Raw genomic sequence first — 14,159 nt, forward strand, 5'->3', positions numbered from 1 at the left:
AATAAAAAAAGCGGCAGGCCGTGGCGAAAATGGTGATTTCGAGAACCGGAGCGCAGCGTACTTTTAGGTACGTGAGCACCGGAAGCGCAGAAATTGCCATTTGCAGACAGGCATGGTGACTTTTGGATCAGACACTAAGGACAGTTGCGGAACCTGCCGTATGGTCCTATACGGGTGACTTGCCATGATAAAAGAACCGGTCTCTCCGCTTTTCCCTCACCGCCACCTGCTTGGCATCAAGGGGCTATCGCCCCTGGACATTCTCTGCCTCCTCGATCTTGCAGATCAGGAAATCGCCGTATCCCGGCAGCCAGAGAAGAAAAAGTCCGTGCTGCGCGGTCGCACGCAAATCAATCTTTTCTTCGAAGCATCGACGCGAACGCAATCGTCGTTCGAACTGGCCGGTAAACGGCTCGGTGCCGACGTGATGAACATGTCGGTCGGCAATTCGTCGGTCAAGAAGGGCGAAACGCTCATCGATACGGCGATGACGCTGAACGCGATGCAACCGGATATTCTGGTCATCCGCCATGCGTCAGCCGGTGCTGCCGCCCTGCTCGCCCAGAAAGTCGGCTGCTCGGTCGTCAATGCGGGCGATGGTGCACATGAACACCCCACACAGGCCCTGCTCGATGCGCTGACGATCCGTCGCGCCAAAGGCCAGATCGAAAACCTGATTGTCGCCATTTGCGGCGATGTGCTCCACTCCCGCGTGGCACGCTCCAACATTCTGCTTCTCAATGCACTCGGCGCGCGCGTTCGCGTCGTTGCACCATCCACGCTTCTGCCTTCCGGCATGGCCGATATGAGCGTCGAAGTGTTCAACTCGATGGAAGAAGGGCTGAAAGACGCCGATGTGGTCATGATGCTGCGCTTGCAGCGTGAGCGCATGGCCGGGTCATTCGTGCCTTCGGTACGCGAATATTTCCGCTTCTACGGCCTCGATAAGGAAAAGCTGAAGCACGCCAAGCCTGATGCGCTCGTCATGCATCCGGGCCCAATGAACCGCGGCGTTGAAATCGCCTCCGATGTCGCCGATGGCCCACAGAGCGTGATCCAGCAACAGGTGGAAATGGGCGTCGCCGTGCGCATGGCCGTGATGGAAGCACTGCTCGATCCGCGCCGTAATCCCAGCAACGGAGAAGCAGCATGAGCGCGGTTCTGTTTGAAAATGCGCGCATCGTTGATCCATCGCGCGGTCTCGATGAGGTCGGCAGTGTGATGATCCAAGACGGCAAGATTGTTGCCGCCGGAGCGGGTGCCCGCAATCAGGGCGCACCGGAAGGTGCGGAGATCATCGATCTGGAGGGTAAGGCCATTCTCCCCGGTCTGGTCGATTCGCGGGTATTTATCGGCGAGCCGGGCGCAGAGCACCGCGAAACCATCGCTTCTGCCAGTCGCGCTGCCGCCGCCGGTGGCGTGACGTCGATCATCATGATGCCGGATACTGATCCGGTTATCGACGATGTTGCACTGGTGGAATTCGTCAAGCGGACTGCGCGCGATACAGCCGTCGTCAATGTGCATCCGGCTGCAGCCATCACCAAAGGTCTGCACGGCGAAGAAATGACAGAAATCGGCCTGCTGCGCGATGCAGGCGCTGTCGCCTTCACCGAAGGTCGCCAGACCATTGCCAATACGCAGCTGATGCGCCGTGCGCTGACCTATGCCCGTGATTTCAACGCGGTCATCGCCTGCGAAACCCGCGATCCTCATCTCGGCGCTACCGGCGTGATGAATGAAGGCCTGTTCGCGAGCTGGCTCGGCCTGTCCGGCAGCCCGCGTGAAGCCGAAGTCATCCCGCTTGAGCGTGATCTGCGCCTCGCCGCGCTGACCAACAGCAAGTATCACGCGGCGCAGCTTTCCTGCGCCATGTCCGCCGACGCCATGCGCCGCGCCAAGGATCTCGGTTCAAAGGTGACGGCTGGCGTGTCGATCAATCACCTGTCGCTCAATGAGAACGACATTGGCGAGTTCCGCACTTTCTTCCGCCTGTCACCGCCGCTGCGGAGCGAACAGGACCGGCTAGCCATGGTCGAGGCGGTCAAGAACGGCACGATCGATATTGTCGTCTCCGCGCATGATCCGCAGGATGTCGACACCAAGCGCCTGCCCTTCTCGGATGCAGAAGCTGGGGCCATCGGTCTGGAAACGCTTCTGGGTGCTGCGCTTCGCCTCTACCACAATGACAGCATTCCACTGCTGCGTCTGGTTGAAGTGCTGTCTACCGCCCCGGCAAAGATTTTCGGTCTGGATGCAGGCACACTCAAGCCCGGCGCTTCGGCTGATCTTGCTATCGTTGATCTCGACGAGCCGTGGATCGTGCGCGAGGAAGACCTGCATTCGCTTTCGAAGAACAGCTGTTTTGAAAGCGCCCGCTTCCAGGGTCGCGTGGTCCGCACTATAGTCGCCGGCAAGACCGTGTATTCGGCATAAGAATCCATGGTCCCGAAAGGGGAATTCTCTCGGGACCATGGACGACAATAAAAGCCAGAGGGAATCTATATGGCCGAAACCGGTTTCTTTAATCTCGTGCTCGTCGCGACACTTATTTTCGGCTATCTCCTTGGTTCCATTCCTTTCGGGCTCATCCTGACCCGACTGGCTGGCTTGGGCGATGTGCGTTCCATCGGCTCGGGCAATATTGGCGCGACCAATGTGCTGCGCACCGGCAACAAGAAACTCGCCGCCGCAACGCTCATTCTCGATGTGCTGAAAGGCACCTTTGCGGTGCTGATTGCGTCGCGCTATGGCGAAGCAGCCGCGATTGCTGCCGGTTTCGGCGCGTTTATCGGCCACCTCTTTCCTGTTTGGATCGGCTTCAAGGGTGGCAAAGGTGTCGCCACCTATCTCGGCATTCTGATTGGCCTGGCCTGGCCCGGCGCATTGATTTTTGCCGCTGTCTGGATCGTGACGGCAATCGTCACGCGCTACTCGTCGCTGTCCGCCCTTCTTGCCAGTATCATCGTGCCGATCAGCCTTTATTTCAAAGGTGACCACGCGATTGCAGGCCTGTTCGCCGTGCTGACGGTGATCATCTTCTTCAAGCATCACGCCAATATAAAGCGGCTTCTGAACGGTACTGAAAGCCGTATCGGAGCCAAGGGGTGATGGAGGGCGCGAATTCGAAAACCGGAATTCGCCTATCAGATCGCCAGAGATTGAACTGGCTGCGCCTTATTCGCACCGACAATATCGGTGCGGTCACGTTTCGCGATCTTATCCTGTTTTGCGGCTCTGCCGCCAATGCACTGGAGCGGTTGCCCGACCTCAATATTCGGGGCGGCAGCACCAGACCGCTGCGCATTACGCCGATGGAAGATGCCGAGCGTGAGCTGGAGGCAATCGAGCGCCACGGCGCGCGCCTCGTCGGCATGGGCGAACCTGATTATCCGCAGCAACTGAAAAATTGCGAAGCGCCACCGCCTTTGGTGATCATCAAGGGCGGCGAAAGCGTGTTCCGCAAGCCGCCGGTTGCCATCGTCGGTTCGCGCAATGCTTCCGTTGCCGGTGCGCGCTTTACAGAAAAGCTGGCTCGCGATCTTGGTGACGCGGGCTTTTCCGTGATTTCCGGCTTGGCGCGTGGCATTGACGCCGCCGCGCACAAGGCCAGCATGACAAGTGGCACGGTCGCTGTGCTGGCTGGAGGACTGGATCGCCCCTACCCGCCTGAAAATCTGCCGCTCTATCGCGCAATTCCGGAACATGACGGCGCCCTGATTACGGAAATGCCGATGGGTGCAGAACCGCGATCCCGCGATTTTCCACGCCGCAACCGCATCATTGCCGGGCTTTCGCTCGGCCTCATCGTCGTGGAAGCGGCGGAACGCTCCGGTTCACTCATCAGCGCGCGCATGGCGGGCGAAATGGGCCGCACGGTCTTTGCCGTGCCCGGCTCACCGCTTGACCCGCGTGCTCGCGGCACCAATGCACTTCTGAAACAAGGTGCAACACTGGTCACGAGCGTAGACGATGTCATTGAAGCGCTCAATCCAATCATGCGACCGAAAGACCTCTTTGCTGTCGATCTTCCGTCGGTTGACGATCTCAACCGAATGGAAGAACCTCTGGACGAAATGCCAGCGCTCATGACGGATGAAGAACGTTACCGCATCGTGGATGTTCTCGGTCCAAGCCCTGTCGATATTGATAGCCTTGTGCGCCATACCGGCATCGGCGCCAGCCAGGTCCAGCTCATTTTGCTGGAACTCGATCTGGCTGGACGCCTAGTACGCTATCCCGGCAACCAGATCGCCCTTCTCCCCGAAGGATGATCTGTAACACATTCGATGAACTTAGAGCCTGAATCAAAAAGGCGGCATGTGTGTGCGAGAATGGTGATTTTCGAATGCCGGAGCGGAGCGTACTATTGGTACGTGAGCACCGGAATGCAGAAAATTGCCATTTGCAGCCACATAGGGCGACTTTTGGAACAGGCTCTTAATGATTCCGCCTTCCCTCAATCAAATCCTTCGCCTCTTCCGACGCCATCTGGATCATGTAAGCCAATAAGGGATTGTCGGTCTTCTTCGCCAGTTTCCCAAGTTCCCCGAGCATCTGTTCTATATAAATAAGTGTTTCAGGATTATCTTCACGACGTTGCTTCATGCTGCCCCCCAACAAATAAGCAAGTACCTTAATTAGAAAATCGCTATGCAAATGAATGAACGCTCCAATCATTTTTGGCTGCAAATCTACCAAAAGTTACATATCTGGCAATCACTATTTATGGTTGTATTTAGCGATTTTTTGTCTCGTCCTCTTGACCAAACGCCGCCCTCTGTTCATGTGGAAGGCAACTATTGTGACGCGGTTGGGAGGCAAAATGCCTCTGCGGGGCGCGAATCTGGGCTGTTTTAAATGAACGTCGTGGTTGTCGAATCGCCTGCGAAGGCGAAAACTATCAATAAGTATCTGGGCTCGAACTATAAGGTTCTGGCTTCTTTTGGTCACGTGCGAGACTTGCCAGCCAAGGATGGCTCGGTGCGTCCAGACGAAGATTTTGCCATGTCGTGGGAAGTGGATGGCAATTCATCCAAGCGACTTTCAGATATCGTCAAAGCGCTGAAAGACAGTGACGGCCTCATTCTCGCAACCGACCCTGATCGCGAAGGTGAAGCCATTTCCTGGCACGTGCTGGAAGTGCTCAATCAGAAAAAGGCGCTGAAGGGTAAGACCGTCAAGCGCGTGGCGTTCAACGCCATCACCAAGAAGGCCGTGCTCGACGCCATCGCCAATCCGCGCGATATCGATGAGCCGCTGGTGGATGCCTATCTTGCGCGTCGTGCGCTCGACTATCTCTTCGGTTTCACACTGTCGCCAGTTCTGTGGCGCAAACTGCCCGGCGCACGTTCGGCTGGTCGCGTGCAGTCGGTCGCTCTGCGCCTCGTCGCTGACCGTGAGTCGGAAATCGAGCGGTTCATTCGCGAAGAATACTGGAACATTGCCGCTCTTTTGAAGACGCCGCGCAGTGACAGCTTCACCGCGCGCCTGACCGCCGTGGACGGCAAGAAGCTTGGCAAGCTCGACATCAAAAATGGCGAACAGGCAACCGGCATCCGCACCATGCTGGAAGGCGCAAGCTTCAAGGCCATTTCGGTCGAAGCCAAGCCGACCAAGCGCAATCCGGGGCCGCCTTTCACGACCTCGACCTTGCAGCAGGCCGCTTCAGGCCAGCTCGGTTTCTCGGCATCGCGCACCATGCAGGTCGCGCAGCGTCTTTATGAAGGCGTGGATATCGGTGGCGAGACTGCCGGTCTCATCACCTATATGCGTACCGACGGTGTGCAGATGGCGCCGGAAGCGATCACTGCCGCACGTCAAGCCATTGGCGAAACATTCGGCGCGAAATATGTGCCGGAGAAGCCGCGCTATTATTCCAGCAAGGCCAAGAACGCGCAGGAAGCGCACGAAGCCATTCGTCCGACTGACTTTTCGCGTCATCCGAAGGAAGTGCGCCGTTATCTCGATGAAGATCAGGCGCGGCTTTATGAACTGATCTGGAAGCGCGCGATCGCCAGCCAGATGCAGGCTGCCGACATCGAGCGTACAACGGCGGATATCGAAGCCGTCAACGGCTCGCGCTCGGCAATGCTGCGCGCCAATGGCTCGGTGACGAAGTTCGACGGTTTCCTTGCAGCCTATATGGATCACCGCGAGGAAGAGGAAGACGACGAGGATAGCGCAAAGCTGCCGGAGATTCGCAGCGGCGAAGCACTGGCACGCGAAAAGATCGATGCGACCCAGCACTCGACCGAACCGCCGCCGCGTTATTCGGAAGCCTCGCTCATCAAGAAAATGGAAGAGCTGGGCATCGGTCGTCCTTCGACCTATGCCGCCACGCTCGCCACGCTGCGCGACCGCGAATATATCAGCATGGACAAGCGCAAGCTTATCCCGGAGCCGAAGGGCCGTCTGGTCACGGCATTCCTTGAAAGCTTCTTCGACCGTTATGTCGAATATGACTTCACGGCGAGCCTTGAAGAAAAGCTCGATCTCATCTCCGACGGCAAGCTGTCGTGGAAGGACGTGCTGCGTGATTTCTGGCGCGATTTCTCTGGCTCGGTCGATGACATCAAGGAACTGCGCGTTACTAATGTTCTCGATGCGCTGAATGAAGAACTGGCTCCGCTGGCTTTCCCGGCCCGCGAAGACGGCAGCGATCCACGGTCGTGCCCGACCTGTGGCACCGGCGTCTTGTCGCTGAAACTCGGCAAGTATGGCGCGTTTGTTGGTTGCTCCAACTATCCGGAGTGCAAATTTACCCGTCAGCTCGGCGGCGAAGCCAATGGTGAGGCCGCAGCAGCCGACGAACCGAAGTCGCTCGGCAAGGATCCGTTCACAGGTGAGGAAATCACTGCGCGGACGGGCCGTTTCGGTCCCTATATCCAGCGCGGCGATGGTAAGGAAGCCAAGCGCGCCAGCCTGCCAAAAGGCTGGACGCTGGATACGGTCGACCATGAAAAGGCTGTGGCACTGCTGTCACTACCGCGTGACGTCGGCCAGCATCCGGAAACCGGCAAGATGATTTCGGCGGGTATCGGCCGTTATGGACCTTATGTCAGCCATGACGGCACATTTGCCAATCTGGAAAATGCCGAAGAGGTTTTCTCGGTCGGTCTCAACCGTGCCGTTTCGGTGCTTGCGGACAAGCAGTCCAAGGGCGGTCGCGGTCGTTCTACCCCGGCAGCACTGGCAACGCTTGGTGATCATCCGGATGGTGGTTCCATCACCGTGCGTGACGGACGCTATGGTCCTTATGTGAACTGGGGCAAGGTCAATGCGACTTTGCCGAAGGGCAAGGACCCGGCAAGTGTCACGCTGGAAGAAGCGCTGGCGCTGATCACCGAAAAGGCCGGCTCGTCCAAGGGCAAGAAAGCCCCTGCCCGCAAATCCGCGGCCAGCACTGAAAAGAAAGCCGCTGCCAAGAAGCCGGCAGCAAAGAAAGCTCCCGCAAAGGCAAAAGCCCCATCGAAGGCTAAGAAGGCCGCAGCGGCAGAGGAGTAACAATTGGCACGTCGTTTTTCCAAACCCGATTCCGGTCGATCCGCACGGACCGAACGGCGTGCAGCACAGGCGAAATCGGAGGCGCATGCGGGCGACCCGCATGCGTTTTTGCCAACGCGTGAGGAAGTCCTCAAATATATCGAGGAAAATCCTGACCGCGCCGGAAAGCGCGAGCTGGCCAAGGCATTCAATATCAAGGGCGATGCGCGGGTTTATCTGAAAGACCTGCTGCGCGAACTGGCCGATGACGGTCTGGTCGAAAAACGTGCACGCAAGCTGTCCCGTCCTGGATCGCTGCCAAGCGTCACGGTACTGGATGTAACGGGACGCGACGACGATGGCGGGCTGCTGGCCCGTCCAACCGAATGGGACGAAGCCGCCTATGGCAAGCCGCCGGTGATGCTGGTGCGCCGCACACGGCTCAACAAGGCATCGGAAGGTGGCCCGGCAGTCGGTGTCGGCGACCGCGTTCTGGCAAAGATTTTCCGCAACGAAGACCGCGACGGCCCGGATTATACTGCCCGCGTGATGAAGCGGCTGGAACACCGCGCCAATGCGGTGCTGGGTGTCGTGCGCAAGCTTGGCAATGGCGAATGGCGGCTGGAGCCTGTGGACCGCAAGCAGGCCGAGGTGCAGCTTGATCCCGCTCAACTGGAAAATGCCGAAAGCGGCGATCTGGTGGAAGTCGAGCTGATCTCGTCGCGCCGTCAGGGATTGCCGCGCGGTAAGGTCCGGCAGGTGGTCGGTTCCATCGATAGCGAAAAGGCGCTGTCGATGATCGCCATTCATGAGCACGAAATCCCGCATGTTTTCCCGGATGAAGTCATTCGCGAATCCGAAGACGCGAAACCCGCCACCTTGGACGGTCGGGAAGACTGGCGCGCTGTGCCCCTTCTCACCATCGATCCGGCGGACGCCAAGGATCACGACGACGCGGTCTATGCGGAGCCGGATAGTGATCCGGAAAACCCCGGCGGCCAGATTGTCATCGTGGCGATTGCCGACGTGGCGGCCTATATCCGGCCCGGTTCGGCACTGGACCGCGAAGCTTTGAAGCGCGGCAATTCAGTCTATTTCCCGGATCGCGTTGTGCCAATGCTGCCGGAGCGCATATCCAACAATCTCTGTTCGCTGCGCGAACTGGAAGACCGCCCGGCGCTGGCTGTGCGTATGATCTTTGCCGCCGACGGTCGGAAGAAATCGCACAAGTTCCATCGCATCATGATGCGCTCTGCGGCCAAGCTTGCCTATGGTCAGGCTCAAGCCGCTATCGACGGCGCGACGGACGATAAGACGGCACCAATCCTCGACAGTGTATTGAAGCCGCTTTGGGCCGCTTACGCGGTCTTGAAGCGCGGTCGCGATGCACGCGAGCCGCTGGAACTCGATCTGCCTGAAAAGAAAATCCTGCTGACGCCGGATGGCAAGGTGGACAAGGTGATCGTGCCTGAACGGCTTGATGCGCATAAGCTCATCGAAGAGTTCATGATTCAGGCGAATGTCGCGGCAGCTGAAACGCTGGAAGATCATCGCCAGCCATTGATCTTCCGTATTCATGATGAGCCGGCGCTGGCCAAGCAGGAGAGCCTGCGCGAGTTTCTGCGCACGCTTGATCTCAACCTCGCCAAGGGCGGGCCGCTGCAACCGTCGCAGTTCAACCGTATTCTGGCGGCTGTCGACGACACAGATCATCAGGATCTGGTCAATCAGGTCGTGCTGCGCACCCAGAGCCAGGCCATTTACAGCCCCGAAAATATTGGACATTTCGGGCTGCATCTGCGCCGCTACGCGCATTTCACGTCGCCGATCCGCCGTTATGCCGACCTTATCGTGCATCGCGCGCTTATCAAGGCGCTGCGGCTTGGCAAGGATGGCATCACCACCGACGAGGAAGCGCGCCTTGACGAGATTTCTGCGCTGATTTCTTCCACCGAGCGCCGCGCCATGCTGGCCGAACGTGAAACGGTCGACCGGTTGATCGCCCACTTCCTCGCTTCGCATCTCGGTGACGAGTATGAAGGCCGCGTAACGGGCGTTACCCGGGCCGGTCTTTTCGTGAACCTTGCGACATATGGCGCGGATGGGCTGGTGCCCATTTCAACTTTGGGTCATGAATACTATTTATATGACGAAGCCAACCATGCGATTGCCGGTGAACGAAGCGGAAAAGGCTTCCGCCTCGGTGATACGGTCACGGTCAGGCTGGTCGAGGCGCTCCCCGTTGCGGGCGCGCTTCGTTTTGAGATGGTATCGGAACCGCATCCCCTGCCGATGTCGACGCGCTCGCATCACAAGGCAAGCAGGACGGTGCGTGGCCGAAAGGGCAAGCCTTCGGGCATCCCGCGTCACAAGAAGAGAGGTCGGTAATGAGCACGCTTGAGGCCAATTCCGCGCAGAACATTCAGGTTTTCGGTGGCGAAGCCAGCAGTAAAGCGCATCCCAAGCGTCCGCTTGGTGAAGCCATGTGGCGCGGTTTCCGCTGCCGCTGCCCGCATTGCGGCGAAGGCCAGCTTTTCTGCGCCTTCGTCAAGCCGGTCGCCAAATGTTCCGTATGCGACGAGGATTATACCGAACAGCGCGCTGACGATCTTCCGGCCTATCTGACGATCCTGATTGTCGGCCATATCGTTGTCGGTGCCTTCATGGGCGTGGAAGCAACGACCAATCTGCCGCTATGGGCACATATGGCGATCTGGGGACCGCTGACGATCATTTTGTCGCTGATCCTGCTTCAGCCGCTCAAAGGGGCAACCATCGGCCTGCAATGGGCGCTGTACATGCATGGTTTCGGGGGTAAGGGCGAAGGCGACTACGGCGACGTGACCTGATCCGTCTATCATGACAGCGACAGTTTCCACTCCCTTGGCTGAACAGAAGAAGAAGGTGCTGCGCCCGCGCGATGCAGCCTCGTTGCTTCTGATTGACCGCTCGGCAGGCACGCCGCGCGTGCTGATGGGCAAGCGTCATCACAGCCTCGCCTTCATGCCGGGAAAATTCGTTTTCCCAGGCGGTCGCGCCGATTCGATTGACGGCGCAATTGCAGCCGCAAACGAACTCAGCCACGATGACACACTGAAACTTTTGGATGGCATGGGCTCTCGCCCATCCATGCGCCGCGCCCGCGCGCTCGGACTATGCGCCATCCGCGAGACATTCGAAGAAACCGGACTGCGTGTAGCCTATCCGGTCGCCGATGATTCTTCCGCTGAACCACCGCACGGCCTTCCGGCCAATCATCAGGACTGGCGGGCTTTTCTCGGTCAGGGCGCTCTGCCTGCACTGTCGAGCCTGCGATATTTCGCCCGTGCCGTGACCCCGCCAGAACATGTCCGTCGATTCGATACCCGCTTTTTCATCGCGTTTTGCGACAGCCTGCCAGAATTCGGCAAGCAACAGCTCGCACCAAGTGGCGAACTGGAGAATCTCGACTGGGTATCGATTGATGATGTGACCAAGCTCGACGTCGCGCTCATCACCCAGATCATATTGAAGGAAGCCAAAAACCTTCTGGCTGAAACACGCCTTGATTTGCCTGCTGCCCTCCCGGTGGTGCAATACCGTATGCGGCACGGCCGCTTTGTCCGTGAAGTGATCTGAACTGATGAATAAAGAAATTCCAGCAACCGACCGTGCTTCTAACAAAACGAGCGCGGCAGGTGTAAAAGGCGCTCCTCCGCAAGAAGGCCAGATGCACTGGCGTTCGCTTGCAGCTGCCATTGCGACCATCAGTGCGGTGGGCGCTGCTATCGGGCTGGGCATTCCGCTTCTCAGCGTGCTGCTGGAAAGCCGTGGTCATTCGGCAAGCCTCATCGGCGCCAATACGGCAGTTGCAGGCCTTGCCTCCATCGCTGCGGCCCCGCTCGCCGCCCCAATCGCCGCAAGGCTTGGCGTGGTCAAGGCCATTTTCCTGATGCTCATCATCGGCGGCGTTGCCTTCCTCGGCTTTCATTTCTTCCAGCCGCTCTGGGCGTGGTTTGCGCTGCGCATCGTGCTGCATTTCGCACTGACGGTACTGTTCGTCCTGTCTGAATATTGGATCAATGCCTCTGCGCCGCCTGAAAAACGGGGGCTGGTGCTTGGCATCTACTCCACATCGCTTTCGCTCGGTTTCGCGCTGGGGCCGTGGCTTTTCTCGAAAATCGGCAGTGCCGGCGGCCTGCCGTTCTTCGTCGGATTCGCGATCATCATGGTTGCGCTCATCCCCGTGACGATTGCCTGGCGCGACAGCCCCGATTTTGAGGAAGGCGAACATGTTCCCTTCCTTCCGTTCATTTTCGCGGTACCGACCGCAACCATGGCGGTCTTCGTCTTTGGCGCCGTGGAAACGGGCGGCTTTGCGCTCTTCCCGGTCTTCGGTGCGCGGATCGGTTATCCGGAAGCAGATGCAGCGCTTCTGCTGACAATGATCGGTCTTGGCAATGTGCTGCTGCAAATTCCGCTCGGGATTATCAGCGACAAGATTCCGGATCGGCGTAAACTTCTGCTGTTTTGCGCAGTCACGGGTCTCATCGGCATGATCGCGCTGCCCTATCTGATGAACCAGTGGTATCTGATGGCGGGCGTCTTGTTTTTATGGGGCGGCGTCGTGGCTGGTCTTTATACGGTAGGCCTTGCCCATCTCGGCTCGGAACTGACTGGCCGCGAACTGGCCTCCGCCAATGCTGCCTTCGTGTTTTGTTATGCAATTGGCATGCTGGCAGGCCCGCAGGCCGTCGGTGTCGGCATGGATGCTTTCGGCCCGGCAGGTTTTTCGTGGACGCTTGGGGTATTTTTTGCCGCATATGCGATCTTTGCAGCAGGAAGACTGCTTTTCAGAAAGAAGCGGTCTTGACTTTTCGGCCCCAATCCGTAGTTATGCGGCGAATTTCCGCTGCCGGGTGAATTGCCGGAATCGCTGGCGGTTACCATCCATAGAGTATGACCCCGGAGAATGGGAACCCGATAAGCGGGTCCGGTTTCCGAAAAGGTGATGCTCCGGCAAAGTTAAAGAGCAGGTATTTCGATATGGCCAAGGCTACGACGATCAAGATCAAGCTTTTGTCGACCGCTGACACCGGCTTCTTCTACGTTACGAAGAAGAACAGCCGCACGATGACGGAAAAGATGACAAAGACCAAGTACGACCCGATTGCGCGCAAGCACGTCGACTTCAAGGAAACGAAGATCAAGTAATTCGTTTCCTGCGTTGCCCTTGCGGCAACCGGAATCAAAAAAGCCGTTTCTCACGAGACGGCTTTTTGTTTTTGATCTGATGTTTATCAAAACAGTCAGGCTGCCGAAGCGACCACCCGATTGCGCCCGTTCTTTTTTGCGAGATAAAGCGCGGCATCGGTTCTGTCGAACAACGCTTCAACGCTGTCACCCATCAGGCGCAAGCCTGCCAGACCGACACTGATCGTCATATTGACCTTGTGACGCCCGCTGGCGACCGAAAAGGGCACAGCCTCCACGGAGGTGCGGATACGCTCTGCAACAGCCGCTCCGGCCTGCAAATCCGTATCCGGCAGCACGACGATGAACTCCTCGCCGCCATAGCGGCACATCAGGTCCATGCCACGGATATTCTTGCGCAGGCGCGAGGCGAATTCACGCAGAACGTCGTCACCCGCATCATGCCCGTACTGGTCGTTGATGCGCTTGAAATAATCGAAGTCGATCATGATGACCGTCAGCGGGCGCTCCCGACCCGTTGCGCGGCTATACAGCACCGGCATATGCGTATCGAGATAGCGGCGATTGTGCAGGCCTGTGAGGTCGTCGGTGACGGCCATGGTGATGGAGCGGTTCAGGCTCTGCCGCAGCAGATCGTTGTAGCACTTGCGCTTGATCTGCGTGCGCAGCCGCGCAAAAAGCTCCAGCTTCTCCAGCGGGCGCATCAGATAGTCGTTGACGCCGAGTTCCAGCGCGCGAACGACAAGCGCGCCTTCATCTTCCCGCACAATGAGGATAATGGGCACCAGTCGGGTGCGCTCGATGGTGCGTAATTGCGAACACAGACGCAGCGGATCGTAATAGGTAAACGCTGCCGAAACGACGATGCTGTCATAATCCGCCTCGATGGCCTTGATCAGAGCGGTATTGGCATCATTGGCGATATCGACGCGGTAGGTTTCGCTCAAAATCAGGCGCAAACGCGCTGCTGCCGTTTCATCTTCGTCCACAATGAGAATACGGGCGGCGTCCTGCCGGTTCGGGCCCGAACCGGAAACCTTGGCTAAAAGCAGCGCTTCAACTTCTGCATCAGCCACGCTGTTGCTGCGCTGGAACAGTTCGTCCGACACCAGCTTCAGCCGGGCGAGGCTCTTCACGCGGGACATCAAGTGAAGATCGTTGACCGGCTTGGACAGGAAATCGTCTGCGCCCGCCTCCAATCCGCGAATCTTATCTTCCGGGCGGTCAAGCGACGTCACCATGACGACAGGAATGTTGGAGGTGCGCGGGTCGTCCTTCAGCTTGCGGCAGACCTCGAAGCCATCCATGCCGGGCATGAGAACATCGAGCAGGACGACATCAATCTGGCCGCCAAGACAAATCTCGAAGGCATCAACCCCGTTATAGGCGCTGACAACTTCATAATATTCAGCAAGCAGCCTTGCTTCCAGGAGCTTCACATTGGAAGCCACATCATCGACGACGAGAATTCTGGCAGTCAT

12 protein-coding genes are annotated in these 14,159 nt (G+C 58.2%); 10 read left to right on the forward strand and 2 right to left on the reverse strand.

The genetic code is table 11. The features are described from left to right. Positions 1 to 184 precede the first annotated feature (184 nt). The 4 genes from FGI60_RS07660 (at position 185) to dprA (ending at position 4,274) form a co-directional block, all read left to right on the forward strand. Positions 185 to 1,153, forward strand: coding sequence for an aspartate carbamoyltransferase catalytic subunit (locus FGI60_RS07660; RefSeq protein WP_078336960.1), 969 nt, complete (start codon positions 185 to 187; stop codon positions 1,151 to 1,153). Beyond that, positions 1,150 to 2,436, forward strand: coding sequence for a dihydroorotase (locus FGI60_RS07665; RefSeq protein ID WP_138784681.1), 1,287 nt, complete (start codon positions 1,150 to 1,152; stop codon positions 2,434 to 2,436). Before FGI60_RS07660 ends, FGI60_RS07665 begins: the two co-directional genes overlap by 4 nt. Positions 2,437 to 2,505: 69 nt before the next feature. Next, a complete protein-coding gene (gene plsY, locus FGI60_RS07670) occupies positions 2,506 to 3,111 on the forward strand; it encodes a glycerol-3-phosphate 1-O-acyltransferase PlsY (RefSeq protein WP_138784682.1) in 606 nt (201 codons plus the stop codon). Next, positions 3,108 to 4,274 carry a DNA-processing protein DprA gene (gene dprA / locus FGI60_RS07675; protein WP_138784683.1) on the forward strand — a complete coding sequence of 389 codons (1,167 nt, stop codon included), beginning with the start codon at positions 3,108 to 3,110 and terminating at the stop codon, positions 4,272 to 4,274. The genes plsY and dprA overlap by 4 nt, the downstream gene beginning before the upstream one ends. A 166-nt stretch (positions 4,275 to 4,440) precedes the next feature. Here dprA and FGI60_RS26240 read toward each other — a convergent pair whose 3' ends face one another. Continuing rightward, positions 4,441 to 4,608 carry a hypothetical protein gene (locus FGI60_RS26240; protein ID WP_171058733.1) on the reverse strand — a complete coding sequence of 56 codons (168 nt, stop codon included), beginning with the start codon at positions 4,606 to 4,608 and terminating at the stop codon, positions 4,441 to 4,443. Between the two features lie 252 nt (positions 4,609 to 4,860). Between FGI60_RS26240 and topA the strand changes: the two genes are divergently transcribed. The 6 genes from topA (at position 4,861) to rpmG (ending at position 12,678) form a co-directional block, all read left to right on the forward strand. Beyond that, positions 4,861 to 7,506 carry a type I DNA topoisomerase gene (topA, locus tag FGI60_RS07680; protein WP_138784684.1) on the forward strand — a complete coding sequence of 882 codons (2,646 nt, stop codon included), beginning with the start codon at positions 4,861 to 4,863 and terminating at the stop codon, positions 7,504 to 7,506. Between the two features lie 3 nt (positions 7,507 to 7,509). Continuing rightward, positions 7,510 to 9,873 carry a ribonuclease R gene (gene rnr / locus FGI60_RS07685; protein WP_138784685.1) on the forward strand — a complete coding sequence of 788 codons (2,364 nt, stop codon included), beginning with the start codon at positions 7,510 to 7,512 and terminating at the stop codon, positions 9,871 to 9,873. After that, positions 9,873 to 10,334: a DUF983 domain-containing protein gene (locus FGI60_RS07690; RefSeq protein ID WP_138784686.1), complete on the forward strand. Its 462-nt coding sequence runs from the start codon at positions 9,873 to 9,875 to the stop codon at positions 10,332 to 10,334. The genes rnr and FGI60_RS07690 overlap by 1 nt, the downstream gene beginning before the upstream one ends. Before the next feature lie 10 nt (positions 10,335 to 10,344). Next, on the forward strand, positions 10,345 to 11,103 hold the full coding sequence (locus FGI60_RS07695; RefSeq protein ID WP_138784687.1) for an NUDIX hydrolase: 759 nt from the start codon (positions 10,345 to 10,347) through the stop codon (positions 11,101 to 11,103). A 91-nt stretch (positions 11,104 to 11,194) separates the two neighbouring features. Then, positions 11,195 to 12,337 carry an MFS transporter gene (locus tag FGI60_RS07700; protein WP_078337081.1) on the forward strand — a complete coding sequence of 381 codons (1,143 nt, stop codon included), beginning with the start codon at positions 11,195 to 11,197 and terminating at the stop codon, positions 12,335 to 12,337. Between the two features lie 173 nt (positions 12,338 to 12,510). Continuing rightward, entirely contained in the window at positions 12,511 to 12,678 is a 168-nt protein-coding gene (gene rpmG, locus FGI60_RS07705) for a 50S ribosomal protein L33 (RefSeq protein ID WP_007878621.1), read from the forward strand. 95 nt (positions 12,679 to 12,773) lie between these two features. On the opposite strand, the gene FGI60_RS07710 is transcribed toward rpmG, so the two are convergent. After that, positions 12,774 to 14,159 (reverse strand): PleD family two-component system response regulator, encoded by a 1,386-nt coding sequence (locus FGI60_RS07710; RefSeq protein WP_138784688.1) that lies wholly within the window; start codon positions 14,157 to 14,159, stop codon positions 12,774 to 12,776.

Source organism: Brucella haematophila (genome assembly GCF_005938105.1).
In the GTDB taxonomy this organism is placed as follows: domain Bacteria; phylum Pseudomonadota; class Alphaproteobacteria; order Rhizobiales; family Rhizobiaceae; genus Brucella; species Brucella haematophila.